Here is a 26,361-nt window from a genome sequence, read left to right as displayed (position 1 = left end):
GAACCTCACCGAACCGAGGGCGAACCTCACCGAACCGAGGGCGAACCTCACCGAACCGAGGGCGAACCTCACCGAACCGAGGGCGAACCTCACCGAACCGAGGGCGAACCTCACCGGCTCGGGGCCGGCCGAACCGACGGCCGACGACATGCGCTACCTGGAGCGTGCCGTCGAACTGGCGGCCGAGGCGCTGCGGGCCGGGGACGAGCCGTTCGGCTCCCTCCTGGTCGGCGCAGACGGGCGGATCCTGGCGGAGGACCGCAACCGCGTCCGCACCCTCGGCGACCGGACCCGGCACCCGGAGTCGGAACTGGTCCGCTGGGCCACGGCCCGCCTCACCGAGCGCGAGCGTGCCGCGGCCACCGTCTTCACCTCCGGCGAGCACTGCCCCATGTGCGCCGCCGCCCACGCCTGGGCCGGCCTGGGGACCGTCGTGTACGCCCACTCGGCCGCCCAGCTGACGCGGTGGCTGGCCGACCTCGGAGTGCCGCCGTCCCCGGTGCGCTGCACGCCGATCCAGGACGTGGTGCCCGGACTGGAGGTGCGGGGGCCCGCCCCGGCCCTGACCGGCCGGCTGTACGACCTGCACCGCGCGTTCGCCACAGCACGGCCATCCCCGGCGGACGAGGGCCGACCGCCGGGCGCGTGACCCGGCCCGTGCCGAGGTCGAGCCCGCCCTCGGTGCCGTACGGGGCCATCTCAACAGGGCTTCCGGACGGCTTCCGGTCCAAGTGCCGGTGTCGGGCGGACGCGGCCGGGGAGTCGGCGCGGCCGTCCGTCGTGCGCCCGGCCGCCGCGTCGACGAGCACCGCGCGCCCGACGGCCGCGCGCCCGACGGCCGCGCGCCCGACGGCCGTGGAGCGGTGTCCCCTCACCGTCCGGCCTCCGTGTCCCGGGGGCTCTCCGGGTCCTGGGGGCCCGGGTGCCCTTCGGCCGCCAGGAGGAGCGCGGCGATCGCGCGGAAGCCGCGGCGCTCGGCGTGGACGCGGGCCGTCGTGCCCTCGGCGTCCGGCAGCAGCGGGTCGGCACCCGCCGCGAGCAGCACCTCCACCACCTCCTGGTGGGTGCGTCCGCCGTCGCCGAGGATCACCGCCTCCAGCAGGGCCGTCCAGCCGAGCCGGTTGACGTGGTTCACGTCGATGGAGGTCTCGGCCAGGACCGCGCGTACGTACGGCACGTGGCCGCGTTCGCTCGCCGGGATCACCGACACCCCGCCGAACCGGTTGGTCAGCGTCACGTCCGGCCGGCCGGGCAGCAGCGCGCGCATCATCGCCACGCTGCCGGTCACGCCGGTCACCAGCCAGGCGCTGTCCTGGCGGCCGTCCCGCGCGTTCACGTCCGCGCCCGAGCCGACCAGCACCTCGGCCGCCGCGACCTCGTCGGCGAGGGCCGCCCGCAGCAGCGGCGTACAGCCCTCCTCGTCGCGTGCCTCCAGGTCCGCGCCCGCCGCGAGAGCCGCCCGGACGGCGGGGACGTCGCCGCGCCGCGCGGCGTCCAGCAGGGCGCGGTCGGCAGGGGAAGGCGACTTCTTGGGCACGACGGAACTCCTCCTGGGTGGCGGTGACAACGGATGGCGGTGACAACGGGACGGCAGAGCGAACACGTGGTGGCGAGCGAGCAAGGGAGCGAGCCGGCGGGCGGGCGGGCGCGGGTGGCTGCGGAGGGTACGGACAAGTGTCGGGCGGCGCGCGGGGCGGGGGCCCGGCACGCGCCGCCCCCGGACGGCCCCCGGGACGGGACCGCCAAAAACATAACTGTGAGAATTCTTCTGCGGCCCGGGATCAGCGGCCGTCGGCGATGGCCGTGGCGCCGGCCTGGGCGAACTTCTCGTCCAGGTCACCGGAGGGCGCGCCCGCCACACCGATACCCGCGATCGGCGCGTCGCCGTACGCGACCGGGGCGCCGCCCGCCAGGAACAGCGTGCCCGGGATGTCCTTGAGGGTGGGTGCCGACTCCAGCCGCTTGACCAGCTGGGAGGTGGGCGCGTTCCAGGACACGGCGGTGTACGCCTTCTTGACCGCGGAGTCGTACGCCTGCGGCCCGGCACCGTCGCCGCGCAGGGTGACGATCGTGTTGCCGTTGCGGTCCACCACCGCGACGCTCACCCGCTGGCCCTCCTTCCGCGCGGCCTTCAGCGCCGCCTCGGCGGCGTCGGTGGCGGCGTCGATGGTCAGGTGCGTGCTGGTGGTCGTGGCCTTCCCCTTCACCGCGGCGGCGGCCACGGCCGCAGCGGTGGCCGGGGTGTCGGCGGAGGCGGACACGGCGCCGGCCACACCGGCGCCGACCGCCGCCAGGACCGCCACCGAGGTGACGACCTTGGCACGGGTGGAGAACTTCTCGGCCTTGTGCTGCATCAGGGCAACTCCCAGTCATGTCGCGTTCCCCGCTCCCGAGGGGCGGGCCGGTGTCGCGGCCCCGGCACTCCGGTACGGGGGGACGCAGCGCTTCCTGCGCTGTGCTTCCAGCCTCGGGCCGCCCGCTCCGCGCACCCGTCGGCGCACCGGCTGGTTCCGGCGGGCGGGACGGCCGATGCCGGGGTCATCCGATCGGTTGACCCCGCGGGGCCGCACCGGGGCGACAATGTCAGTGCTCGCCCAGCCCGGCAGCCATGTCCGTACTTCCCTGTGTCACGTCCTCACGTCCCGGCCGGGAGGAGCAGCCCATGCCGTCGTCCAGGAGCCGAGCCTCCCGCGCCCGCCCGCAGCCCGTCGACGGCGAGGCACGCACGCTCGCGTTCGTCGTCCATCTCGCCTTCTTCCTGCTGCTGCTCTCCGCGCTGGTCCGCTACGTGCAGCGGCACGGCGCCCAGCCCCAGGCGCCCGCGGTCCTCGCCCTGGCGGGCGTGCTGGCCCTGCTCTACGTCGTCGGACGGCGCACGGCGGCGGGCGCGACCGCCGGGCGCGCGCCGGAGCCTCCTTCTGGGAGCGGCCCACCTCCTCCCCAGGGCTCCTCTCAGGGCCTCGCCGCCGTGGCGGCCCCAGCCGTCCCCACCGGCTCGGGGCGACCGCCCCTCACCGGGCTGTCGTGGCTCGGCACGCTGGTGACGGTCTGGGCCGTGCTGGTCGCCCTGGCACCCAGTTTCGCCTGGTGCGCGGTGCCGCTGTTCTACACCGCGCTGCGGACCCTCCCGGCGCGCGCCGCGTACACGCTGGTGGCGTTCTTCACGGTCTTCGTCGTCGTCGCCCAGCTGCGGCTGGCCGACCGCCTCGACGTCGACGTGGTGGTGGGTCCGCCGGCCGTCGCCCTCCTGGCGACCGCGGTCTTCACCCACATGGACCGCCAGGCGGCACGCCAGGCCGCCCTGATCCGCGACCTGGTGCGCACCCGCCGTGAACTGGCCGCCACCGAACGCCGCGAGGGCACCCTCGCCGAGCGTCAGCGGCTGGCCATGGAGATCCACGACACCCTCGCCCAGAGCCTGTCCAGCCAGCGGATGCTCCTGCAAGCCGCCGACCGGGTGTGGTGCACCGATCCCCAGCAGGCGCGGGTCCACGTGCGCACGGCCGCCTCGATCGCCGAGAGCAGCCTCGCCGAGGCCCGCAGGTTCGTGCACGACCTGGCCCCCGCCGACCTCGCCGGGGGCGGCGGCCTGGAAGCGGCCCTGCGTACTCTCGCCTCCCGCGAGAGCACGGCGGAGCGCACCGTGACCTGCCTCGTCGACGGCGCACCGGGCCCGGTCGGGCTGCCGGAGCGGGTGCAGTCCGCGCTGCTGCGCATCGCGCAGGGCGCCCTCGCCAACGTCCGCGAGCACTCCGGCGCCCGCCGGGCCGCCCTCACCCTCACCTACCTGGGCGACCAAATCCGCCTTGACATCGCCGACGACGGCCGCGGCCTGGACGCCTCGGCCCTGCCGGAGCGGGCCTGCGGGGCCCGGGGGCACGGGCTGCCGGCGATCCGCGCCAGGGCCGGTCAACTGGGCGGCACCCTCACCGTCGAGTCCGCCCCCGGTGACGGCACCGTGGTGTCCGCCGCCGTACCGCTCCATCCCACCCCCAGCGCCGCGGAGGCCCCCGCACCGTGACTCGCCCCGGCCCCACCGACCCCACCCCACCCACCCTGAGGCTCACCGATCCCATGCAACCCAGCGAACCCGCCGGACCCATTGAACCCGCCAGTCACGTCGAGCCCGCCGGACCTGTGGAACCCGCCGGCCCCGTCAAGCCCGCCAGTCCCGTGGAGCCCGTCCGACCCGTCGAGCCCGCCGGTCCCGGTCCCGCCGAGTCCCGCGGCCCCACGGGACCGACCTCCGTCCGGATCGTTCTGTGCGACGACCACGCCGTGGTCCGCGCCGGGCTGCGCGCCCTGCTGGGCAGCGCCCCGGGCATCGAGGTCGTGGGAGAGGCGGACACCGGGGCGGAGGCCGTCGCGCTCGCCGCGAAGCTCGCTCCCCAGGTGGTCCTCATGGACCTGCAACTCGGGGACGGGATGGACGGTGTGGAGGCCACCCGCCGGATCGCCGCCTCCGGCGGTTCGGTCCACGTCCTGGTCCTGACCACGTACGACACGGACGCCGACATCACCCGCGCCATCGAGGCGGGCGCAACCGGCTATCTGCTCAAGGCCGAGCGCCCCGAGGAGTTGTTCACGGCCATCCACAGCGCGGCCGCCGGCCGTACCGCCCTGTCGGCGCCCGTGGCCCACCGGGTCATGGCCCGGATGCGCAGCCCGCGGCCCACGCTCACCGACCGCGAGCGCGACATCCTCGGCCAGTTGGCCCGCGGGTTGACCAACCGGGACATCGCCAAGGCGCTCTTCCTGAGCGAGGCCACGGTCAAGACGCATCTGGGGCGCATCTACGACAAGCTCGGCGTCGACACGCGTGCGGGCGCCGTGGCCGTGGCCAAGGAGCAGCGACTGCTGTCGTGACCGGAGGGCGACCGGCCAGGGGAGGACTGCCAGACGGGCCAGGGGAGGAATGCCAGGGGAGGGGGTGCACATCACCCGGGAACTCCCACCCGGGACCACCCGGGACCACCCGGGACCACCCGGGATCACCCGGGACCGCGACCTGTCGGTCGATGCCGGCAGACGTCGGCAGATGTCGGTCGATGCCTCCCGGCCGGGCTCCCGGCCGGCCCGAACCTACCGCGCGCGGGCGGACCCCGCCCTCCCGCGCATGAGGGCGGCGTAGAGCGCCGAGGCGACCACGAGCCCCACCGGCAGGGCGAGGTCCACGCCGCCCAGGGCGGTGGCGAGGGGGCCGGTGCAGTAGAGCGTGTCCACGCAGAGCGAGGCGGCGGCGGTGCCCGCCAGGACGGCGACGGCGCCCGCCCGGTTCACGCCACCGGCGTACCAGAAGGGGCTGCCCGGGGTCTCGTCCATCAGGGCGCGGCCGTCGTAGCGGTTGCGGCGCAGCAGGATGTCGGTGGCGTAGACGGCCGTGCTGGGGCCGAGCAGCGCGACGGTGAGTTGCAGGACGTTGTTCACGGTGTCGAGGAAGTCGGAGACGAGCAGCGCGTACAGCGTCAGGGAGACCGAGACGGTGCCGTCGACGAGCACGCTGAGGGAACGGCGGATGCGCACGCCCACGGCTTGGAGCGCCAGGCCCGCGCTGTAGGCGGTCAGGGCGTTGATGGCGATCGTGCCGAGGATCAGCGCCAGCAGGAAGACGGGGTCGAACCAGGAGGGGAGGATCTTCTGCAGCGCGCTCTGCGGGTCGGTCATGTCGACCGCGGTGGCGGCGAAGGCGCCCAGCGCGCAGACGACGGTGCCCGGCAGGAAGCCGCCCAGGGCCGTCCAGCCCACGATCGCCTTGGCGGAGGTGGTGCGGGGCAGGTAGCGGGAGAAGTCCGCGCTGGTGGTGTACGACAGCGGGCCCGACGCGACGAGGGCGACCCCGGCGAAGACGGCCGCCCACAGGCCGGTGCCGGTCAGCGGGTGGTCGGGGGCGTAGGAGAAGTCGGTGTGTCCGACCACGGCGATCGCGACCCCGATGAAGGCCGCGGTGAGCACCAGGGTGATCGGGAGGTACAGCCGCATGATCAGCGCGTGGCCGTACACGCTGATCGTCAGCGTCAGCGCCGCGACGACCACCACGACGACGATCTTGACCCCGGTGCCCACGGGCATGCCGGCCTTGCCGACGAGGGAGAAGGCCGCCGTCGCGGCGGCGGCGAGGTTGAGCGCGAAGTAGCAGACGGAGATCAGCCACCCGACGACGGCGTTGTTCACGCGGTTGCCGCGGATTCCGTACATCGCCCGCGTGATCACCTCGCTCGGTGTGCCCGCGGCCGGCCCCGAGACGGCCAGCACCCCGGTCAGCAGCCAGAAGGCGTTGCCCACCACGATCACCGCGAGCGACTGCCACAGGTTCAGGCCCGTCAGGACCAGCGCGCCGCCGACTACCAGACTGAGGTAGTTCACGTTCGCGGCGGCCCATACGGAGAACAACTCCAGGGGGCGGCCCCGGCGTTCGTCGTCCGGGATGTGATCGATGCCGTGCGCCTCGACCCGGGCCGGACGGTCCGCGGGCGGTGGTGGACCGGGACAGTCGTCGACGTCCGGGTTCGGGTCGGGGGTCGTGGACACCATTGTCGCTCCGAGCACTTGCACGACTTGCTTATTGGTCGGACACTCAATAACATCCGCCGTATGTCGTCAAGCGCCAGCCGCAAACGAATTCGCAAAGACCCGGCCACGCGACGTGCGGAAATCGTCGACACCGCCGCGCAGATCGCGCTGGCCGAGGGCCTGGAGTGCATCACGCTGCGCCGCGTCGCCGAGGAACTGGACGTGCGTCCGGGTCTGATCAGCCACTACTTCCCGTCCGCGGACGATCTGGTCGCCGAGGCCTTCGGCGGCGCCGCGACCGGCGAACTGGACGCCCTGATCCCGCCCGAGCGGCCCGAGGGCACCCCGAAGGACCACCTCGCGCGCTTCCTCGCCCGCACAGTGGGGGACGCCTACGACTCGGTGAGCCGGCTCTGGATCAACGCCCGGCACCTCAGCCGCTACCGGCCGGTGCTGCGCGACCGGGTCCTCGAACAGGAGGCGGCCTGGCGCGGACGGCTCGGGGACGTCATCCGGCAGGGCGTTGCCGCGGGCGAGTTCCACACGGACGACGTGCCGGTGGCGGTCATCCAGATCCTGGTCGTACTCGACGGCCTCGGCGCCCACGCCAACTCCGGCACCGCGGACCGTTCGCCCGCGGTGAGCCGTATGGCCGTCACCACGGCGGAACACGCCCTGGGGCTGCCCGCCGGCGCGCTCGCCCGCCCGGCCGAGGGCGCGGCGCTCCCGGAACCGGGCACTGCGCCCGATTCCCCTACGGCACCTTGAGCCGTCGAGCCGTCGAGCCGTCGAGCCGTCGAGTCATCGATTCATCGAGCCATCAGAAGCAATCCACCAGCGCCTCTGGCATCACCAGCGCCTCTGACGCACCACCAGCGCCTCTGGCACCACCAGCACCCCTAGTGCCACTGCACTGCCCGCACCATCAGTCCCGAAGGAGCGACCCTGTGTTCCCCGATCTCGTCCTGCTCTCCGCCCGGCTGCTCGACCCGGGCACGGGCTCGCTCCTGCCGCACACGGCGCTGGCCGCGGGCGGCGGTCGCATCACGTACCTCGGGGACGACCGCGAAGTCCGGGCGCTGGCCGGACCGGCGACGACGGTGATCGACCTGAAGGGCGCGGTGGTCACCGCGGGTTTCACGGACGGGCACATCCACCCCGTCTCCGGCGCCGAACGCACCATGGGCGTGGACCTCTCCGGCTGCCGCGACCTGGCTGCCGTGCGTACGGCCCTCGCCGAGCGGGCCGCGACCCTGGCTCCGGGCGTGTGGCTGCGCGGCTGGGGCCTGGACCCGAACGCCTTCGGTGACGCGCCCGTCGCCGCCGCCTCCCTCGGCCCGGTCGTCGACGGCATCCCCACCCTGATCGACCTGTTCGACGGCCACTCCGTGCTGGCCAGTGCCCGCGCGCTGGAACTGGCGGGTGTCGACGGCCCCCGGCGCTTCGAACAGGCAGCCGAGATCGTCTGCGACCACGCGGGCCGTCCCACAGGGCTGCTGCTGGAGGACGCCGCCTGCGAACTCGTCGAGGCCGCGGCCCCCAAGGCCACCGAGGCCGAGGTGCGGGCGCGCACCGGCGAGGTGCTGCGCGAGATGGCGGCGGCCGGCCTGACCGGCGGCCACGCCATGGACGCGGGCGGCGCGACCCTGGCGATCCTCGGCGCGCTGGAGACCGACGGCGGCCTGCCGCTGCGACTGCGGGTGGCGCCCTGGTGCCAGCCGGGCGCCGACGCCGACGCCGTGGCCGAACTGGTCCGGCTCCAGGGCACCGGCGGCGCACTCTGGCGGGTCGCCGGGGTCAAGATGTTCATGGACGGCACCATCGACAACGGCACCGCCTGGCTGGAGCGGCCCGACTGCCACGGCGAGTCCGCGCACGCCTTCTGGCCCGACCCCGACCAGTACCGCTGGGTGGTCGGCGAGCTGCACCGGGCCGGTGTGCCCACGGCGACCCACGCCATCGGCGACGCCGCCGTGCGGCACGTCCTCGACTCGGTGGAGAGGGCCCAGGGCGCGGGCGGGGCGCCGGTACGCCACCGGGTGGAGCACATCGAGACCGTCCCCGACGACACCGTGCCGCGCTTCGCCCGGCTCGGCGTGACGGCGTCGATGCAGCCCACCCACTGCTGCGAGTACACCCGGGCCGACCACACCGACAACTGGTCGCGGCGCCTCGGCGAGGAGCGCGCCTCGCGGGCGTTCCGCTGCCGCGACCTGTGGGAGGCCGGCGCCCGGGTGGTCCTCGGCTCCGACTGGCCCATCGCGCCCTTCCCGCCGCTGGGAGTCATGGCGGGCGCGCGCCACCGCCGCCCCGGCGACCTGTCCCTGCCCCCGCACGGGCCCGAGCAGGCGCTGACGCCGCTCCAGGCGCTGCGTGGCATCACCCTCAACCCGGCCTGGGTCGCGGGGGAGGAGGACCGGGCCGGCCGGCTGGCCGTCGGGTACCGTGCGGACCTCACGGTGCTCGCCGGCAACCCGCTCGACGTGGCCGACGCCGACCTCGCCGGGCTGCCGGTGCTGCTCACGGTGGTGGACGGCCGCCCCACTCACCGGGCCGACGGTCTCTGAGCGCGCGTCGCCGCATCGCCGCGTCGCGGCGACCGTGCAGGTCGACGGCGTACGCCGACAGGGCAGCACAACAGACGTCAGCACGTCCACATCAGACGTCTGATGTCCTACCTTGATAGACTGCGGGTGTGGCATCACGAGGAGAAGGGGGCAAGAGGTGAACTCGTCGCGTCCGCAGGAGTTCCGGACGGCGGCCCGGCCGTCGTTGCGTCAGGAGGTCACGGAGGCGATCAAGAGCTACATCCTCGACAACCGCCTCGGACCGGGCGACCTGCTGCCCTCCGAGGCCGAACTGTGCACTGCGCTGGGGGCCAGCCGGTCCAGTATCCGCGAGGCGGTGAAGACCCTGGCCGTGCTCGACATCGTCGAGGTCCGCCGCGGCCACGGGACGTACGTCGGCCGGCTCAGCCTCTCCGCGCTGGTGGAGGGCCTGGTCTTCCGCGGCCTGCTCAGCCCTCAGGACGACTTGCGCATCCTGTCGGAGCTGATCGAGGTACGCGAGCTGATCGAGCGCGGCATGGCCGAGCGCATCCTGGAGGCGCTGGCACCGGAGGATCTCGACGCTCTCGACGCGCTCGTCGACGAGATGGACCGGCGCGGCGCCGCAGGAGAGGACCTCGCCGAGTGTGACCGGGCCTTCCACGAGCGGCTGATGGAGCCGATCGACAACAAACTCGTCGGCCAGCTCTCGCAGGCCTTCTGGGACGTCTACGCCATCGTGGCGCCCCACCTGCAGGGCGTCTCCGAGACGGACGAGGCCGGTACGGTCGCCGATCACCGTGCGATCGTCCGGGCGGCCAGGGACGGCGACGCGGCCGGATTCGCCCGTGCCCTCTCGTGTCACTACGCGCCGGTGCGCGCGCGGCTGGCAGAGGCGCGCGCGAGCGACGGCGCGCCGGAAAGGGCCGCGCGGACGGCCTGAGGGGCGCGGGCTCGAACGCGCGCGGACCCAGGGGAGGGTGCGGCTCTCCCGTGGACGGCGCCCGACTGCCGCACGCGACGCACGCGCGGCGGCTTCACAGCCATGGGATGAGGCGGATCCCGGGTCTCCGCTGGTGCTTCGCCGTCAGTCCCGTGCGCCTCGGCTCGCGAGGAGGTCGGTCGCCGGCGCTGACGAGTAGCGGGAATGGCAGGTCGGATTGTCATGAGCATGCCATTCAACGCCCTGCGTGCCGCGCAAATCTGTGACCCGTCCCCCTCTTGACCTCTACGGCGGGGGAGTGCCTATTGTTCGGACGTCAGACGTCTTATGTCTGGCGTCCGTCCCTCCGCCCCGCTCGGGGACCCAGCACCACCACGGAGAAGCACTCATGCCCTTGACCGCACCCCTGCGCGGTGTCGTCCCGCCCGTCTGCACACCGCTCGACGCCCACGGTGACGTCGACACGGCCTCCCTCGCCCGGCTGGTCGACCACCTGCTCGCCGGCGGGGTCCACGGACTCTTCGCCCTCGGGTCCACCAGTGAGGTCGCCTACCTCACCGACGAGCAGCGGGGCGTCGCCCTGGAGACCGTGGTGAACGCGACCGACGGCCGGGTTCCGGTGCTCGCGGGCGTCATCGACACCACCACGCCGCGCGTGCTCGACCACGCCCGCGACGCGGCGCGCCTCGGAGCGGACGCGCTGGTGGCCACCGCGCCCTTCTACACCCGCACCCACCCCCGGGAGATCGCCGGCCACTTCCGCCGTATCCGCGACCGGGTGGACCTGCCGCTGTTCGCCTACGACCTGCCGGTGTCCGTGCACAGCAAGTTGTCCGCCTCCCTGCTGCTCGACCTGGCCGCCGACGGCACCCTGGCGGGCGTCAAGGACAGCAGCGGCGACGAGGGTTCCCTGCGCCGTCTGCTCGTCGCGCTGGGCGGCCGGGACGGACGCGCGACGGGCCCGGCCCCCGCGTTCTGCGTCCTCACCGGTTCCGAACTGACCGTGGACGCGGCGCTGCTGGCGGGAGCCGACGGAGTCGTGCCGGGCCTCGGCAACGTGGACCCCGCCGGCTACGTCCGCCTGCACGACGCGGCGCGAGCCGGTGACTGGGCGCTCGCCGTGAAGGAGCAGGAGCGGCTGACCACGCTGTTCGCCATGGTGGACGCGGGCCCCGAGGACGAGATGGGCCGCAGCTCCTCCGCGCTCGGCGCGTTCAAGGCCGCGCTGCGGCTGCTGGGCGTCATCGCCTGCGGCGACACCGCCTTCCCGCAGGTCCAGCTGAACGCCGCGGCCGTCGCCGAGGTCGACGCACGGCTGCGCGCGGCCGGACTCACCCCGGTCCGATGACGGCTTCCCCGGAGCCCGGCACTCAGACTCCCGGCGCCGCCCCACCCGACCCGTCACACGGCCTGTCCCCCGACCTGTCACGTGACCTGTCATGCGATCTGCCACACGGCCGGTCACGCGCCCCGTCGTCCGGCGCGGCAGCGCCTCGCGCCACCCAGCTGGGCGGCCCCGTCATCGGGCTCGACCTCGGCGGCACCAAGATCGCCGCCGCCCTGGTCGGCCCGGACGGCACGGTGCTGCGCCGCTCCACGCGGCCCACCCCGGCCCGTGCCGGCGCCGCGGCGGTCCTGGACGCGCTCGCCGCGGCGGCCCGCGCGGTGGACGACGGCGCCGAGGCCGTCGGTGTCGCCGCCGCCGGTGTCATCGACCCGCGCACCGGCACCGTCACCAGCGCCACCGACTCCATCGCGGGCTGGGCCGGCACCGCGCTGGCCGCGGGCCTGTACGAGCGCACCGGTCTCCCGGTCGCCTGCGACAACGACGTACGCGCCGCGGCCGCCACGGAACTCGCCGCGCTCCCCGGTCCGGGCGGTTCCCTCCTCCACGTCGCCGTGGGCACCGGGGTCGGCGGCGCCGTCGCCGTCGACGGCAGGATGCTCCACGGCAGCGCCGGCATCGCGGGCCACCTGGGCCACGTCCCCAGCCCGGAGGCCGCGGGGCTGCCGTGCACCTGCGGCGGCGACGGCCACCTGGAGGCGATCGCCGCCGGGCCCGCGATCACCGCCCTGTACGCGCGTCTCGGCGGGCGGGCCGCGAAGCGGCTGCAGGACGTGGCTGAGCGCGCCGCCGCGGGGGACGCCGCCGCCCGGCAGGCGATCACCACCGGGGCACGCGCCACCGGCCGCGTCCTCGGCGGCCTGGCCAATGCCCTCGGCCCCGACCGCGTCGTCGTCGGCGGCGGCGTACCGCGGATCGGCGAGCTGTACTGGTCCGCGCTGACCGAGGCCTTCCGCGCCGAGCTGATGGCGCCCCTGCGCGAGCTGCGCCCCGTACCCCCGCGGCTCGGAGCGGACGCGGCCGTCCAGGGCGCCGCCCTGCTCACCCGCACCACCCCGCTCCACGGCGGACCCGCCAACCCCCGGCCGCCCCTCACTGCGCCCCTGCCCGGCCTCCCCGCGCCCCTGGCCGACTGCCCAGCGCCCCCGTCCGGCGCGGCCCCGGCGCCGCCCGACCCCACCGCGCCCCTGCCTGGCGCCACCGCGCCCCTGCCTGGCGCCACCCCGCCCCTGCCCGGCCTCCCCGCGCCCTTGCCTGGCGCGACCCCGCCGCCGCCCGACCTCGCCGCGCCCCCCGCCCGGTCCGGCCATGGCCCCGCACGCTCCCGGAGGAACCCGATGACCCCGACCACCCCCTCGGCCCCGGCCACCCCCTCGGCCCCGACCACCCCCTCGGCCCCGACCACCCCCTCGGCCCCGGCCACCCCCTCGGCCCCGGCCACCCCCTCGGCCCCGGCCACCCCCTCCGCCCCTTCGGCCTCCGCTACTTCGTCCACCCCTGCGACCCCGTCGACCTCCCCGACCCCGTCGACCTCCCCGACCTCCCGGACCCCGTCGATCTCGTCGACCTCCCCGTCCCCCTCGACTCCGACGTCCCCCGCCACCTCGTCCGCGGACTCCGCGGCGTCCGTCGTCGCCGCCGTCCGGGGTCGGCTGATCGTCTCCTGCCAGGCGCCGCCAGGCGACCCGATGCGGGACACGGCGACGCTGGTCCGGCTGGCGCGCTCCGCGGCGGCAGGCGGCGCCGCCGGCATCCGGGTCAACGAGCCCGACGTGGTGGCCGCCGTGACCGCCGCCGTCGACCTGCCGGTGATCGGGCTGTGGAAGGACGGCGAGACCGGGGTGTACATCACTCCGACCGTGCGTCACGCCGTCGCCGTCGCCGAGGCCGGTGCCCAGGTGGTCGCCGCCGACGCCACGGACCGCCCGCGCCCGGACGGCGGCTCCTTCGCCGACCTCGTGGCCGCCGTGCACGCCGCGGGCGCCCTGGTCATGGCGGACGTGGCCACCCTGGAGGAAGGCGTGCGCGCCGCCCGGCAGGGCGCGGACCTCGTCTCCACCACGCTGTCCGGATACGTGCCCGGCTCCCCGCGGCAGTCCGGCCCCGACCTGGACCTGGTCGCCGCCCTCGCGAGCGCGACCGGCGTCCCGGTCGTCGCCGAGGGACGCATCGGCACCCCCGAGGAGGCCGCCGCCGCGTTGGCCCGGGGCGCCCACAGCGTCGTCGTCGGCACCGCCATCACCGCCCCGACCGCGCTCACCCACCGCTTCGTGACGCACCTCACCCGGCCCTGAGAGCCCCTCCCTCGTTCCCGACCGCGCTCAACGACGAGTCCGTCCGGCATCCTGGAGTCACCGTGCACCACACCACCGCGCCACAGCAGTCCCCCTGGTACCGCCAGGTGGGGCGCAGCCAGTGGAAGTCGTTCTTCGCCGCCTGGATCGGCTACCTCCTCGACGGCTTCGACTTCGTCCTGATCACGCTGGTGCTCACCGAGATCAGCGACGACTTCCACCTCGACACGGTCCAGGCCGCCGGCCTGGTCTCCGCCGCCTTCATCACCCGCTGGCTCGGCGGCGCGGTGCTCGGCGCCCTCGGTGACCGCTTCGGCCGGAAACTGTCGATGGTGGTCAGCATCCTGCTGTACTCCCTGGGCAGCTTCGCCTGCGGGTTCGCCTGGGACTACACGAGCCTGTTCGTCGCCCGGCTCGCCATCGGCATGGGCATGGCCGGCGAGTACTCGGCGAGCGCCACGTACGTGATGGAGAGCTGGCCGGCGCACATGCGCAACCGGGCCAGCGGGTTCCTGATCTCCGGCTACTCGGTGGGCACGGTCCTGGCCGCCCAGGTCTACAAGTGGGTCGTGCCCCACCTCGGCTGGCGCTGGATGTTCTACCTGGGCCTGATCCCCGTCCTGATCGCCCTGTGGATGCGCCGCACACTGCCCGAGGCCACCGAGTGGAAGGCGTCGGTCGCCGAGGGCGAGCGGCGGCCCAACCCCTTCCGTCCGCTCTTCACCACCCGTGCCAGGGCGACCGTCAACGTGGTGCTCGCGGTGGCGGCCACCGTTTCGCTCTTCGCGGTCTTCACGCCGCTCGGCGACGGCCTGGTGCCGGTGCTGTCCGTGGTCGCCGGGGCCTGCCTGATCGCCTTCGCGGTACAACTGGGCGGGCGCCGCGGCTGGCTGCTCTACGTGTCGATGATCGTCACGATCTTCTTCGCGTTCCTGTACTCGTGGCCCATCCAGGCGCTGCTGCCCACCTACCTGAAGACCGACCTCGGCTACGACCCCGGTCAGGTCACCGACGCCCTGTTCTACGCGGGCTTCGGCACGATGGCCGGCTGCTGGCTGGCGGGGTTCGTCGGCGACTGGATCGGCACCAAGAAGGCGTACGCCTTCACCCTGCTCGCCTCCCTGGTGTTCGTCTTCCCGGTCTTCGCGGTCAAGGACAGCCTGCCGCTGCTCGGCATCCTGCTGTTCCTGCTCCAGGCCACCAGCTTCGGCATCTCCGGCCTGCTGCCGCGCTACATCGGCGGACACTTCCCCACGCACACCCGGGCCGCCGCCCTGGGCTTCACCTACAACGTGGGCGCGCTGGGCGGGGCCGTGGCCCCCGTCCTCGGCGCACGCCTGGCCTCGGGCATGGACCTGGGACAGGCACTGGCGGTCCTCACCTTCGCGGGGACGATGGTCGTGGTGCTCCTGGTCGGCTTCGACGTGCCCGGCAGGCTGGGCCGCCTGCTCGACCCCCAGGGGCCGGCCGACCACCTCGTCGGCGAAGGGGACCCCGACGTACGGGACGGCGCGCCTCAGTACACCTGACCCACGTGGGCGAGCGCCTGCTGCAGCAGCACCCCGTGCCCGCCCGGCATTTCGCTCTGGACCGCGACCGAGGCCGCCTCCTGCGGCGTGAACCACACCAGGTCCAGTGCGTCCTGCCGGGGCCGGCAGTCACCGGCGACCGGGACGATGTAGGCGAGCGAGACGGCGTGCTGACGCGGGTCGTGGTAGGGCGTGACGCCCGCCGTCGGGAAGTACTCGGCCACGGTGAACGGCTGGAGCGAGGCCGGGACCCGGGGCAGCGCCACCGGGCCGAGGTCCTTCTCCAGGTGGCGCAGCAGTGCGTCGCGCACCCGCTCGTGGTGCAGGACGCGGCCGGAGACCAGGGTCCGGCTGACCGTTCCGTCCGGTCCGATGCGCAGCAGCAGGCCGATACTGGTGACTTCGCCGCTGTCGTCGACGCGCACCGGCACCGCCTCGACGTACAGGATCGGCATGCGCGCGCGTGCCGACTCCAGTTCGTCGGTGGTCAGCCAACCGGGCGTGGTCTCGGTCATGTCAGACATTGCTTGATCATACTTTCAGTGGTTCCTGATGGGCAGTTCAGTTGTTCCTGAGGGGGAGTCCAGCGGTTCCTGAGGGGGTCCGGGGAGTCCGTAGACCCGCAGGGCGTTGTCCCGTCCGGTCCAGCGGGCGATCCGCAGCGCGTCCGCGAGGCTCAGTTCGTCGGCGTCCACCCGTGCGCGCAGCAGCCCGGCCAGGCCCTGCCGGAAGGCCACCGCGCCGAGGTGGTGGAACTCGGCCAGACCGTACGCGTCGGAGCTGTACAGCAGCTTGCGGAACGGGGTGATCTCCAGGGCCTCGGCCAGCACCGCGCCCGCCCGCGCCGGGCCGACGTGGTGCAGGGCGAGACCGACGTCGAGGTACACCCGTTCGAAGACGGCGGCTAGGTAGGCCGCCTGCCGCTGGTAGGGCCAGCAGTGCAGCAGCATGACCGGCACGGTGCCGGCCGTCAGGTGCAGCCAGTCGGTGAGGAGCGCCGGATCGGCGCGGTGCAGCCGCAGGTCGTCGTCCCCGAACCCGGTGTGCAACTGCAGCGGCAGCCCCAGGTCGACGGCCGTCCACAGCACGTGCCGTACGAGGACCGGGTCCTCCAGACGCCCGCGCGGACGCCCGCCGGACCCGGCCAGCCATCCGGCCGCCGCCCGCGTGACCTCCCGGTCCGTGGGACGGGCGGGGTCCAGCAGGAAGCCGGTGCGGTAGGCGGCCACCGACTTCACCGCCACCACGCCGGGGCGCCGTACGGCGTCCTCGGCGGCGGCGCGCACGGCGGCGCCGTACCCGCCGGCCTCCACCCCGCCCGCGGCGACCGCCTCGGCGACGCCCTCCAGCCGTACGACCTCGTACGCCGCCGCCCCCGCCGGCTCCGCCAGCTGCGCCGGGGTGGTCAGCCGCTCGGGCGCGTACCCGGTGTCGACGCACAGGACGGCCGTGCCCGCGGCGGCCAGGAAGCGCCGGTTCACCTCGTCCGCGCCCAGCTCCGCCCGGCGCGCCAGGTACGCGTCGGCCGGGGCGTGGCGCGGCAGGTCCAGGACGGGCGCGCAGTGGCGGCGCACGGCCACGCCCACCGGGCTGTCGAAGGGCGAGATGCCGCTGCCCGGCCACCCGGCACCCTCGGTGAGCAGCGACTCGAAGCCCGTCCGGTCCAGGTCGGCGGTGACCACGCCGTGGCAGTGGTGGTCCACGAGCGGCAGCGCGCCGAGCAGCTCGTGGACCGCGCCCGCGCCGGACGGCCCGCCCATCAGTACCTCCAGCGGTAGGCCGCCGCCACCTGCTCGTCGTCCAGCCCCTCGACGGCCGCGGCCTCGCCCAGGCGCACGGCGGTCACCGCGTCGGCCAGGACCGGCCCGAGGGCGTCCCGCAGCAGCGCGTCCCGGTGGAACGCGTCCACCGCCTCGGGCAGGGAGGCCGGCAGGCGCCGTACGCCCCGGGCCGCCGCGTCGGCCGGGGCGAGCCGCGCCGGATCGCCGGTGGTCTCCTGGGGCAGCGGCGTGCGGGACGTCATGCCGTCCAGACCGGCGGCGATCAGACAGCCCAGCGCCAGGTACGGACTGGCCGCGAGGTCGACCGGCTTGACCTCCAGGTTCGCGGTCCGCTCGCGTGCGCCGAGCGTCCCTGTGACGACCCGCACCGCGCACTCGCGGGTCTCCAGGCCCCAGGCTGTGAACACCCCGGCCCACTGGGAGGGCCGCAGCCGCAGGTAGCTGGCGGGGCTCGGCGCGGTCACCGCCGTCAGGGCGGGCAGGTGGGCCAGCACGCCGGCGGCGAAGGACTCCGCCTCGGCGGTCATGCCGTACCGGCCGGTGCCCCCGGAGTGCAGGTTGGTCGCCTCGCGCCACGCCGACAGGTGCACGTGGCCGCCGTTGCCGACGCCCTCGGCGAGGACGGCCGGGGCGAAGGAGACCCGCAGTCCGTGCCGCCGCGCCACGGCCCGCACGGTCTGCCGCACCAGTACGCTCCGGTCGGCCGCCGCCACCGGGTCCAGGGCGCCCACCGACACCTCGAACTGCCCGGCCGCGTACTCGGGATGGAACTGCTCGACGTCCACGCCCTGCGCCGCGAGCGCCGCCAGCAGGTCCGCGCCGTAGTCGCTCACCTCCACCTGCCGGATCGCGCCGTACGCCGGCCCCGGCACCGCGGGCTCGAACCCGCCGTCCGCAACCGTCTCCCGGCCGAGAGCCCACTCGATCTCGACGGCCGCCTTGAACGTGATCCCGTGCCGCCGCGCCGCGTCCGCCACCGTCCGGCGCAGGAAGGTACGACCGCACCCGGGATGCCGTTCGCCGTCCTGCGTGATCCGGTCGACGGGTGCCCAGGCCCAGCCGGGCTGCCCGGCCAGGGCCACCAGGCGGTCGAGATCCGGGTAGAGCCGCAGGTCGCCGTCGGGGGAGCCCAGGACGTCCGTGGTGACGACGGAGTCGTCGGCGAGGAAGGTGTCGAACACCGGCGACATGCCGACGCCCCACGCCGCGGCGGCGGGGAGCCGCGCCACCGGCACCGTCTTGACCCGGGTGATCCCGGCGGTGTCGACATAGGCGAGGACGACGCCGTGCACGCCCCGCCCGGCCAGTTCACCGGCGAGCGCGCCGGCCCGCTCCACATCGCCGGGGCGACCGCCCGGCACGGGGTCGACGAGGGTGGTCATCCGTACTCCTCGGCTTCCTCGGGCGTGCGGCGGTGCGCCGCGCCGCCCGCGTCAGGGCTTCACGGCCACCGCGCCGAACTGCGGCACCGCGGCCGGGGAACCGGCCTGGGGCCGCCACTGCGAGCAGGGCACCAGTCCCGGCTCGACCAGGTCCAGGCCCTCGAAGAAGGCGGCGACCTCGGCCCGCGGCCGCGCGGTGATCGGGGGAGTGGCGTTCTCGTTCCAGAACGCCATGGCGCCCACGTTGCCCTCGCCGCCGAGGTCGGCGTCGACGGTGGGGTGGGTGAGGACCAGGTAGCTGCCCGAGGGGACCGCCGCCATGACGCGCCGGACGATGTCGCGCGCCTTGTCGGTGTCCAGCACGAAGTTCAGGATGCCGAGCATCATCACCGCGACCGGCCTGTCCAGGTCCAGCGTCGCCCCGGCCCGCTCGACGATGGCGTCCGGATCGTGCACGTCCGCGTCGATGTAGGCAGTGGCGCCCGCCGGGGTGCTGGTCAGCAGGGTCCGGGCGTGCGCGAGGACGATCGGGTCGTTGTCGACGTACACGATCCGCGCCTCGGGGGCGAGGCGCTGCGCTATCTCGTGGGTGTTGTCGACCGTCGGCAGCCCGGTGCCGATGTCGAGGAACTGGCGTATCCCGCGCTCGGCGGTCAGGAGGCGCACCGCCCGGCCGAGGAAGTCGCGGTCCGCGCGCGCGACGTCCCGGATCACCGGGAACATCCCGGCCACGTGCTCGCCGACCTGCTGGTCGACCTCGTAGTTGTCCTTGCCGCCGATCCAGTAGTTCCAGACCCGCGCGTTGTGCGCCACCCCGGTGTTCAGCCTCGGCGACCCGCCCCACGGGGTGTTGCTCTCGCTCACGTCCGCACTCCCGGTTCGTGTCCGTCCACGGCACGGCGCAGGCCGCGCGGTGCCCCCCGCCATTGTGCCGCGCGGTGATCACCGTGTCCTGGGAATCAGCGGATGCGGACCGGCCCGGGGCCCGGCCCCGCCGCGGGCGCGGCCGGCGGGCGTTTGCCCGCGAGCGGTGCGGCGTGTTTGTCTCGGAGGCCGGCGGTGAGCCGTCCCCGGACCGCTCCCGCCGCCGCACCACCCGCCCGGCGCGCCTGCCGCGCCCCCACAGGAACCGGGACATGTCCAGCACTCCCTCGCCCCTGCTCACCGCCCCCGGCGACCGCCCCGGCGACCCCGCCGGACCGGCCGGCATACGCCTGATCGTCACCGACATGGACGGCACGCTCCTCGACGACGCGAAGCGGATGCCCCCGGGCCTGCGGCCGCTCCTGGCCGAACTGCGCCGCCGCGGTGTGCTGTTCAGCCCGGCGAGTGGACGCCAGTACGCCACGCTGGCCGAGCAGTTCGCCGGCGTCGAGGAGGGCATGGTCTTCATCGCCGAGAACGGCACGTACGTCGTCCGGGACGGGGAGGAACTCAGCTCGGACCCGCTGGAACCGGCCGTGGCCGCCCGTCTCGTGCCGGCGGTACGGGAGCTGGCCGCCCGGGGCACGGACGTGGGGGCCGTGGTCTGCGGCAAGCGGTCGGCCTACGTCGAGCGCAGCGACGAGGCCTTCCTGGCGGAGGTCCGCAAGTACTACGTACGGCACCAGGTCGTGGCCGACGCCGCCGCCGTCGACGACGACGTCATCAAGGTGGCCCTCTTCGACTTCGGAGCGGCCGAGCGGACCACCGCCCCCGCGCTGGCGCCGTTCGCCGCCACCCACCAGGTCGTCGTCTCCGGCGAGCACTGGGTCGACGTCATGAACCGCACCGCCGACAAGGGCGCGGCCGTGCGCCGCCTCCAGCGGGACCTGGGCATCTCGGCCGCGCAGACCCTGGTGTTCGGCGACTACCTCAACGACCTGGAGATGCTGGACACCGCCGAGTGGTCGTTCGCCATGGCCAACGCCCATCCCGAGGTCATCCGCCGGGCTCGTCACCTGGCCCCCTCCAACAACGACAACGGCGTCCTGCGGACCATCTCCCGCCTGATGCGGCTGCCGGTGGGGCGGGACTGAGGGGAGGTACGGCGGGGGCCGGGGTATCACCGCGGGGCCCGCAGCGCCCGGATCCGGGGGCTGCGGCGGGGCTGAGGCGCCCGGAGCCGGGGGATCACCTGACCGATTCGGCCACCTTCTTGTCCAGCGCCGCGCGGACGAGGGCCGCCGCGAGGATCGCGGGGTCCGTGCCGCCGGCGAGGGCGGCCAGGAGGCCGGGTTCGGCCGGCAGGCCGAGGCGCTCCGCGCCGGACAGCGCCTTGGCGTCCAGGTAGGGGGCGAGGTCCGGCCAGACGCCCTGCGCCTCGCGCAGGAAGATGTCCGCGCCGGCCGGCCCGAGGCCCGGCACCTCCTGGAGCAGTGCGCGCAGCGCCGTCACGTCCCCGCCCGCCTCCCTGCGCAGCCGACGCAGGTCACCGCCCCAGCGTCCGGTGACCAGCTCGGCGCCCTCGCCGAGTTGGGTGGCGGTGCGTTCGTCGTAGCGCCGGTAACCGCCGCGGCCGAGCGCGTCCACGCGCTCCTGCCAGTCGGCTGCGGCCATCCGGCGCGGATCGCGCAGCCCGGCCCCCGCCAGTTCACGGGCCGCGGCGACGGCGACCGAGCCGCGGATCCGGGCGCTGAGCAGGACGGCGAGGACCAGCAGCCGGTACAGCGGCTGCGGGGTGTCCTTCAGGTTGATGCCGGCCTCCTGGGCGAAGGTGCGGCCGTGTGTCTCGACCAGCCGCCGCAGGATCCGCGCCTCGCGGCCGTCCCTCCCGGAGGCCGCCGGACGGTCTTCGCTCATAGAAACCTCTTCCGTACGCGCGCTTCCGGAGCCTGTGCGGAGGGGACGCCGGCGGCGAGGGGAAGCCGACGGCCGGCCGGAGGCGAGAGCGGCGGCCGGCCGGAGGCGGAACCGGCGGCAGGCCGGAGCGGGACGAGCGGGCCGGTCAGTCGTCGCGGGACACGTTCTCCGCCGCGAACATCCAGCGCTGCTTCTCCAGCTCGGCGGTGATCGTGATCAGCAGGTCCTGGGTGACCGGGTCCGGCTTCTCGGTCGCCTCGATGCGCTCGCGCAGCCGGACGATGGCCGCCTCCAGGGCCTCGACGATCAGCTCGACCACGTCGGTGTCGCGGACCCAGCCGTCCTTCGGGCCGGGCAGCGTGAACGCGGAGGCGATCGTCTCCGGGCGGCCGTCCGGGGGCAGGCCGAGCGCCGAGGAGCGTTCCGCGACCGTGTCGGCGAACTCGCGGGCCGACGCCACCACCTCGTCCAGTTGCAGGTGGATGGAGCGGAACCGGGGGCCCACGATGTTCCAGTGCGCCTGCTTCCCGATCAGCGAGAGCCCGAGAAGATCCACCAGGGTGCTCTGCAGTGCCTCCCCGGTGACCTGGCGTGCCGACTCGGGAATCGTGCTCTTCACGACAGTCATGCGGTGGTTCTCCCTCGTGGGGTCGTCTTGCGCGGTACCGAGCGGGTGCCCGGCGAGTGCCCCCGCAAACCGTCCCCGCCGCGGTGCCCGCAGGAGGTGCTCAGCGAGGCAGGACCCGCTCCAGGAAAGCCGTCACGTCCGCGAACACCTCGGCCCTGTTCGTCTCCTGGAACACCTCGTGCCGGGCGCCCGGATAGACCCGCTCGGTCAGGTCGCCGCGGCTCTCGCGCGCTCTGCCGCTCCCACCGGGGCCGCCGCCGGTGAGCCGTTCCACGCCGACCCGGCTCCCGGGCAGCGGCACCAGCCGGTCGTCGTCGCCGTGCAGCCACAGCACGGGAAGCCGCCCGACGCCACCGCCGTCGGCGACGGTCCGCAGCGTCCGCGCGAACGCCTCCAGCGTCGGCCGCTTCATCGGGCCGTGCCACACCAGCGGGTCCGCCGCGTAGGCCGCGCCGACCGCCGGGTCCCGGGAGAGCGCGGCCGGGCTGATCGGCGTGTCGGGGATCTCGTCGAGGCCGAGCAGCCGTCCGGGCAGCTCCCAGGCGCCGATGACCGGCCCCGACAGCACGAGCGCGGTCAGCTCCGCGCCGTACCGCTGGGCGTAGCGGGCCGCGATCAGACCGCCCATGGAGTGGCCGAACAGGACGACCGGCAGCCCCGGGTGCGCGGCGCGGGCGAGGTCCGCCACGGTGTGCAGGTCGCTCACCACGTCCTCGAAGTCCTCGACGACCACGCGCTCGCCCGCCGACCTCCCGTGACCCTGGTGGTCGGGCGCGTACACGGCCGCGCCGAGCGTCCCGAGCGAACCCGCCACCTCCCCGTACCGCCCCGCGTGCTCGCCGTACCCGTGCGCCAGCAGGGCGAGGAACCGAGGTCGCGGGTGGGGCCACTCGTGGACGGCCAGGGCGCCCCGGGTTCCGGTGAGGGCGTGCTCGCGGGTGTCGGTCATGTCTCCTCCAGCGGCGACGGCGGGTGTGGAGGGGGGATCTTCCCAGCGGGCCGGTCCGAGGTCTATAGTCTAAAACTAGCAGTGCTAATTAATGGCTGCGCGAGGCCGCACGACCGACAGGCCCGCGTGCGGCCGTGCGAGCCCTTTGAGGAGTCCTGCCGTGCGTCCCGTCCACTTCGCGGCCGCCCGCCGCACCCCGATCGGCAAGCTGCGCGGGTCCCTTTCCCGCGTACGCCCGGACGACCTGGCCGCGGCGGTGATCCGCGCCCTGGTCGCCGACGTACCGGCGCTCGACCCGGCCCGCGTCGACGACGTCTGCTGGGGCGCCGCCAACCAGGCCGGCGAGGACAACCGCAACGTCGCCCGGATGGCGGCCCTGCTCGCCGGGCTGCCCGAGTCCGTGCCCGGCGCCACCGTCAACCGGCTCTGCGCCTCCGGCCTGGAGGCCGTCACCACCGCCGCCCGCACCATCGCCGCGGGCGAGGCCGACATCGTGCTCGCGGGCGGGTCCGAGTCGATGAGCCGCGCCCCCTTCGTGCTGCCCCGCCCGGACGAGGCGCTGCCGCACCGCATCGAGACGTACGACACCCGGCTCGGCTGGCGCCTGGTCAACCCGGCGATGAAGGACCTGCACGGGCTGCTGTCCATGGGCGAGACCGCCGAGGAGGTCGCCACCCGGTACGGCATCGCACGCGAACGCCAGGACGATTTCGCACTGCGCAGCCACCGGCGGGCCGCCCAGGCACGCAAGGAAGGCCACTTCGACCGCGAACTCCTGCCCGTCCACCGCTCCGACGGCGTCGTCGTCGACACCGACGAGTGCATCCGTGAGGACACCTCCTACGACAAGCTCGCCCGGCTGAAACCCGTCTTCCGCACCGGCGGCACGGTCACCGCGGGCAACGCCTCCCCGATGAACGACGGCGCCGCCGGCCTCCTCCTGGTCAGCGAGGAGGCACTGAACGACCTCGGGCTGGAATCCCTGGGCCGTTACGTCGCCGGCGCCTCCGCGGGCGTCCACCCCGACGTCATGGGCATCGGCCCCGTCCCCGCCACGCGCAAGGTGCTGGCCCGCGCCGGATGGGAGATCGGGGACGTCGAGGAGGCCGAGTTCAACGAGGCCTTCGCGGCCCAGGCCCTGGCCTGCGTCGACCAGCTCGGCATCGACGAGGACCTGGTCAACCCGACCGGCGGTGCCATCGCCCTCGGCCACCCGCTCGGCTGCTCCGGCGCCCGCATCCTCACCACGCTGCTGCACCGCATGCACCGCACCGGCGCGGCCCGCGGCCTCGCCACGATGTGCGTGGGCGTCGGCCAGGGCAGCGCCGTCCTCGTCGAACGTCCATAGCTTCGAACGTCCTTGGCCGGACGTCCCTGGCCGAGAGTCCCTGGCCGAGCTGTGACCAGCCGGGCCGTGACCACCGCCGCAACCGATCAGAGCCGCAACGGAGCCGTACCTGAAGGAAGTCCCCCCATGGCAACCCTCTCCGTCGCCGCCGTCCTCGCCGAGAACGCGCGGCGCCGCCCCGACAAGACCGCCCTCGTCGAAGGCGACCTGCGGCTCACCTTCGCCCAGGTGTGGCAGCGGGCCCGCGCGCAGGCCGGGGCGCTCGTCGGACTCGGGGTCCGGCCGGGGGACCGGGTCGCGCTGATGGCACCCGACACCGCCGAGTTCCCGCAGGCGTACTACGCGATCGCCGCGGCCGGCGCGGTCGTCGTCCCCGTGCACCTGCTCCTGTCGGCGGCGGAGGTCGAACACGTCCTGGAGGACAGCGGGGCCACGCTGCTGCTGTGCCATCCCGCGCAGGCGGTCACGGGCGCCGCCGCCGCCCGTGCCGCCGGGGTCCGCGTGGTCGCGCTGGGCGCCGAACTGGCCGGCGACCTCGGCACCAAGGACGACGAGGGCTTCCTCAGCATCGTCGACCGCAAGAAGGACGTCGTCATCCGCGGCGGCTGCAACGTCTACCCGCGCGAGGTGGAGGAGGTGCTGCTGCTCCACCCCGCCTCGCCCAGGTCGCCGTCATCGGCCTGCCCGACGAACTGCACGGCGAGGAGGTGTGCGCGGTCGTCGTCCCGGCCCCCGCAGCGCAGGCGGACGCCGCCGCCGTCACCCAGTGGGCCAAGGAACGCCCGGGCCGCCACAAGTACCCGCGGCGGGTGGAGTTCACCGACGCGCCGGCGCTCGGCCCCAGCATGAAGGTGCTCAAGCGCGAGCTGCGCGCCCGGTACGCCTGACGCCGGGACGCCTGCCCCGGCGGGGCGCTGTGGTCACCGGGTCACCGGGTCAGTGAGGAACCGGGTCAGTGAGGAACCGGGTCACCGGGGCGCCGGGTCGCGGGATCACCTGACGAGACCCTGCTCACGGCCGGATCCCGACCGGCCCTAGCATCGGTCTCCGCATGGACACGATGACGATGTGGCACATATCCGGCTGGGCCTTCGCGGCGCTCGCGTGCGCGGCCCTGCTCGTAGGCTTCTCCAAGACCGCCGTCAGCGGGGCGAACACGGTCAGCCTCGCGATCTTCGCGGCGGTGCTGCCCGCCCGCGCCTCCACAGGGGTGCTCCTGCCGGTGCTGATCGCCGGCGACGTGCTCGCCGTCCTGACCTACCGGCGGCACGCCCACTGGCCCACGCTGTGGCGGCTGTTCCCGGCCGTCGCGGTCGGCGTGGTCGTCGGCACCCTGTTCCTGCTGTGGGCCGACGACGGCGTCGTGCGGATCTCGATCGGTGCCATCCTGCTGCTGATGGCGGCCGTCACGGTGGGGCGGCGCCGGGCGGGCGGCCGGGCGGAGGAGGCCGGCGCCGTCGCCACTCGCTCCGGCCGCCTCAAGGCCCGCTCCTACGGCGTCCTCGGCGGCTTCACCACGATGGTCGCCAACGCGGGCGGCCCGGTGATGTCGCTGTACCTGCTCTCGGCGGGCTTCCGCAAGCTCGGCTTCCTCGGGACGTCGGCCTTCTTCTTCCTCGTCGTCAACGTCGCCAAGGTGCCCTTCAGCGCGGGGCTCGGCCTGATCGACGGCCGTTCCCTGCTGCTGGACGCGGCGCTCGCGGTGTTCGTCGTGCCCGGGGCGTTGCTCGGCCGCTGGGCCGTCGACCGGATCGACCAGCGGCTGTTCGAGCGGCTGGTGATCGCGGCGACGGTCGTGGGCGGAGTGCAGCTGCTGGTGGGCTAGGTCTGGTCAGGGGCGTGTCGGGTCAGCAGGGGGTCGCCGGTGTGGTGGGGGCCGAGGCGCTCGCGCGGGCCAGGGCCGCCCGCAGGCGGTCGTAGCGCTGCACGTCGGCCCAGTCGTCGGTGCGCCGTGAGCGCCCCGAGCAGCAGCCCCAGAGGGCCGCCATGATCGCGGTGGCCAGCGGGATGAGCAGCCAGGTCAGTGGGTCCAAGGTCGTCCTCACCCTTCCCGAGTGGATCAGCGGGTCACGGCGACGATGGCATACATGATCAGTTCTACATACTGGTACGAAGAGGGATGTTCCGCTTTTCACCCGGAAGGGCCCGATCGGTCCCGTAGGTACCGGTCCGCCGCGCCCCGCTGCGGGTAAGGCATCGGTCGGCGGAAGGCCAAGTGATCGTTAAGATGGGCCGGTTGCCGCGCCCCGGATGCGGTGCCCGGCTGCCGCCGTGCCCGCCCGAGGGGCGAGGCTCGTACGGGTGGGAATTCTGGGACGTTTGCGA

Annotated in this window: 23 protein-coding genes and 2 pseudogenes; 14 read left to right on the top strand and 11 right to left on the bottom strand. The window is 74.5% G+C overall.

Going from position 1 to position 26,361, the window contains the following annotated elements; all coding sequences use genetic code 11:
- Positions 1–148 precede the first annotated feature (148 nt).
- Entirely contained in the window at positions 149–649 is a 501-nt protein-coding gene (locus AB0G56_RS21995) for a nucleoside deaminase (protein WP_360971904.1), read from the top strand.
- Positions 650–871: 222 nt separating this feature from the next.
- Here the strand turns inward: AB0G56_RS21995 and AB0G56_RS21990 are convergent, their stop codons facing one another.
- Both AB0G56_RS21990 and AB0G56_RS21985 read right to left on the bottom strand, forming a co-directional pair.
- Positions 872–1,537: an ankyrin repeat domain-containing protein gene (locus AB0G56_RS21990; RefSeq protein ID WP_360971814.1), complete on the bottom strand. Its 666-nt coding sequence runs from the start codon at positions 1,535–1,537 to the stop codon at positions 872–874.
- Positions 1,538–1,781: 244 nt separating this feature from the next.
- Positions 1,782–2,354 carry a heme-binding protein gene (locus AB0G56_RS21985; RefSeq protein ID WP_360971812.1) on the bottom strand — a complete coding sequence of 191 codons (573 nt, stop codon included), beginning with the start codon at positions 2,352–2,354 and terminating at the stop codon, positions 1,782–1,784.
- Positions 2,355–2,662: 308 nt separating this feature from the next.
- Here AB0G56_RS21985 and AB0G56_RS21980 point away from each other — a divergent pair, with 308 nt between their 5' ends.
- Together AB0G56_RS21980 and AB0G56_RS21975 are read left to right on the top strand one after the other, a co-directional pair.
- Positions 2,663–4,021 carry a sensor histidine kinase gene (locus AB0G56_RS21980; RefSeq protein ID WP_360971810.1) on the top strand — a complete coding sequence of 453 codons (1,359 nt, stop codon included), beginning with the start codon at positions 2,663–2,665 and terminating at the stop codon, positions 4,019–4,021.
- A gap of 152 nt (positions 4,022–4,173) precedes the next feature.
- On the top strand, positions 4,174–4,866 hold the full coding sequence (locus AB0G56_RS21975) for a response regulator transcription factor (protein WP_360971808.1): 693 nt from the start codon (positions 4,174–4,176) through the stop codon (positions 4,864–4,866).
- 216 nt (positions 4,867–5,082) lie between these two features.
- Here the strand turns inward: AB0G56_RS21975 and AB0G56_RS21970 are convergent, their stop codons facing one another.
- Positions 5,083–6,531: a cytosine permease gene (locus AB0G56_RS21970; protein WP_360971806.1), complete on the bottom strand. Its 1,449-nt coding sequence runs from the start codon at positions 6,529–6,531 to the stop codon at positions 5,083–5,085.
- 60 nt (positions 6,532–6,591) lie between these two features.
- Between AB0G56_RS21970 and AB0G56_RS21965 the strand changes: the two genes are divergently transcribed.
- The 7 genes and pseudogenes from AB0G56_RS21965 (at position 6,592) to AB0G56_RS21935 (ending at position 15,167) form a co-directional block, all read left to right on the top strand.
- Entirely contained in the window at positions 6,592–7,278 is a 687-nt protein-coding gene (locus AB0G56_RS21965; RefSeq protein WP_360971804.1) for a TetR family transcriptional regulator C-terminal domain-containing protein, read from the top strand.
- Between the two features lie 179 nt (positions 7,279–7,457).
- Complete coding sequence (locus tag AB0G56_RS21960) at positions 7,458–9,077, top strand: amidohydrolase (protein WP_360971802.1); 1,620 nt, start codon at positions 7,458–7,460, stop codon at positions 9,075–9,077.
- Between the two features lie 157 nt (positions 9,078–9,234).
- The gene (locus tag AB0G56_RS21955) at positions 9,235–9,999 is read left to right on the top strand and encodes a FadR/GntR family transcriptional regulator (RefSeq protein ID WP_360971800.1); all 765 of its coding nucleotides are present in this window, start codon (positions 9,235–9,237) and stop codon (positions 9,997–9,999) included.
- A 388-nt stretch (positions 10,000–10,387) separates the two neighbouring features.
- Positions 10,388–11,347, top strand: coding sequence for a dihydrodipicolinate synthase family protein (locus tag AB0G56_RS21950; RefSeq protein WP_360971798.1), 960 nt, complete (start codon positions 10,388–10,390; stop codon positions 11,345–11,347).
- 158 nt (positions 11,348–11,505) lie between these two features.
- Positions 11,506–12,408 (top strand): annotated as a pseudogene (locus AB0G56_RS21945) (ROK family protein); the annotation flags it as partial.
- Positions 12,409–12,900: 492 nt separating this feature from the next.
- Complete coding sequence (locus tag AB0G56_RS21940; RefSeq protein WP_360971902.1) at positions 12,901–13,638, top strand: N-acetylmannosamine-6-phosphate 2-epimerase; 738 nt, start codon at positions 12,901–12,903, stop codon at positions 13,636–13,638.
- Positions 13,639–13,700: 62 nt separating this feature from the next.
- Complete coding sequence (locus AB0G56_RS21935; RefSeq protein ID WP_360971796.1) at positions 13,701–15,167, top strand: sialate:H+ symport family MFS transporter; 1,467 nt, start codon at positions 13,701–13,703, stop codon at positions 15,165–15,167.
- Here the strand turns inward: AB0G56_RS21935 and AB0G56_RS21930 are convergent.
- The 4 genes from AB0G56_RS21930 to AB0G56_RS21915 are packed head-to-tail and all read right to left on the bottom strand — an operon-like array spanning position 15,155 to position 19,194.
- The gene (locus AB0G56_RS21930; protein WP_360971900.1) at positions 15,155–15,682 is read right to left on the bottom strand and encodes an NUDIX hydrolase family protein; all 528 of its coding nucleotides are present in this window, start codon (positions 15,680–15,682) and stop codon (positions 15,155–15,157) included. The two genes, AB0G56_RS21935 and AB0G56_RS21930, sit on opposite strands and share 13 nt — an antisense overlap.
- 24 nt (positions 15,683–15,706) lie before the next feature.
- Positions 15,707–16,927: an amidohydrolase family protein gene (locus AB0G56_RS21925; protein WP_360971794.1), complete on the bottom strand. Its 1,221-nt coding sequence runs from the start codon at positions 16,925–16,927 to the stop codon at positions 15,707–15,709.
- A complete protein-coding gene (locus AB0G56_RS21920) occupies positions 16,927–18,330 on the bottom strand; it encodes a glutamine synthetase family protein (RefSeq protein ID WP_360971792.1) in 1,404 nt (467 codons plus the stop codon). Before AB0G56_RS21920 ends, AB0G56_RS21925 begins: the two co-directional genes overlap by 1 nt.
- 51 nt (positions 18,331–18,381) lie before the next feature.
- Complete coding sequence (locus tag AB0G56_RS21915; RefSeq protein WP_360971790.1) at positions 18,382–19,194, bottom strand: SAM-dependent methyltransferase; 813 nt, start codon at positions 19,192–19,194, stop codon at positions 18,382–18,384.
- A 272-nt stretch (positions 19,195–19,466) separates the two neighbouring features.
- Here AB0G56_RS21915 and AB0G56_RS21910 point away from each other — a divergent pair, with 272 nt between their 5' ends.
- Positions 19,467–20,348: a Cof-type HAD-IIB family hydrolase gene (locus tag AB0G56_RS21910; protein WP_360971788.1), complete on the top strand. Its 882-nt coding sequence runs from the start codon at positions 19,467–19,469 to the stop codon at positions 20,346–20,348.
- Positions 20,349–20,442: 94 nt separating this feature from the next.
- On the opposite strand, the gene AB0G56_RS21905 is transcribed toward AB0G56_RS21910, so the two are convergent.
- The 3 genes from AB0G56_RS21905 to AB0G56_RS21895 form a co-directional block, all read right to left on the bottom strand.
- Positions 20,443–21,111 (bottom strand): endonuclease, encoded by a 669-nt coding sequence (locus tag AB0G56_RS21905; protein ID WP_360971786.1) that lies wholly within the window; start codon positions 21,109–21,111, stop codon positions 20,443–20,445.
- A gap of 145 nt (positions 21,112–21,256) precedes the next feature.
- A complete protein-coding gene (locus tag AB0G56_RS21900; protein ID WP_360971784.1) occupies positions 21,257–21,739 on the bottom strand; it encodes a DNA starvation/stationary phase protection protein in 483 nt (160 codons plus the stop codon).
- A 100-nt stretch (positions 21,740–21,839) separates the two neighbouring features.
- Positions 21,840–22,688 carry a lysophospholipase gene (locus AB0G56_RS21895; protein ID WP_360971782.1) on the bottom strand — a complete coding sequence of 283 codons (849 nt, stop codon included), beginning with the start codon at positions 22,686–22,688 and terminating at the stop codon, positions 21,840–21,842.
- Between the two features lie 160 nt (positions 22,689–22,848).
- On the opposite strand from AB0G56_RS21895, the gene AB0G56_RS21890 reads away from it, so the two are divergent.
- The 3 genes and pseudogenes from AB0G56_RS21890 (at position 22,849) to AB0G56_RS21880 (ending at position 25,861) form a co-directional block, all read left to right on the top strand.
- Entirely contained in the window at positions 22,849–24,036 is a 1,188-nt protein-coding gene (locus AB0G56_RS21890) for a thiolase family protein (protein ID WP_360971780.1), read from the top strand.
- A 126-nt stretch (positions 24,037–24,162) separates the two neighbouring features.
- A pseudogene (locus AB0G56_RS21885) lies at positions 24,163–24,923 on the top strand (AMP-binding protein).
- A 164-nt stretch (positions 24,924–25,087) separates the two neighbouring features.
- Positions 25,088–25,861: a sulfite exporter TauE/SafE family protein gene (locus AB0G56_RS21880; RefSeq protein ID WP_360971778.1), complete on the top strand. Its 774-nt coding sequence runs from the start codon at positions 25,088–25,090 to the stop codon at positions 25,859–25,861.
- Positions 25,862–25,883: 22 nt separating this feature from the next.
- Here AB0G56_RS21880 and AB0G56_RS21875 read toward each other — a convergent pair whose 3' ends face one another.
- Positions 25,884–26,069: a hypothetical protein gene (locus AB0G56_RS21875; RefSeq protein WP_360971776.1), complete on the bottom strand. Its 186-nt coding sequence runs from the start codon at positions 26,067–26,069 to the stop codon at positions 25,884–25,886.
- Positions 26,070–26,361 lie beyond the last annotated feature (292 nt).

Source organism: Streptomyces sp. NPDC021356, from assembly GCF_040641015.1.
Lineage (GTDB): Bacteria > Actinomycetota > Actinomycetes > Streptomycetales > Streptomycetaceae > Streptomyces.
Note: the sequence above shows the minus strand (reverse complement) of the source record. Positions and strands in the feature narration are given on the sequence as shown.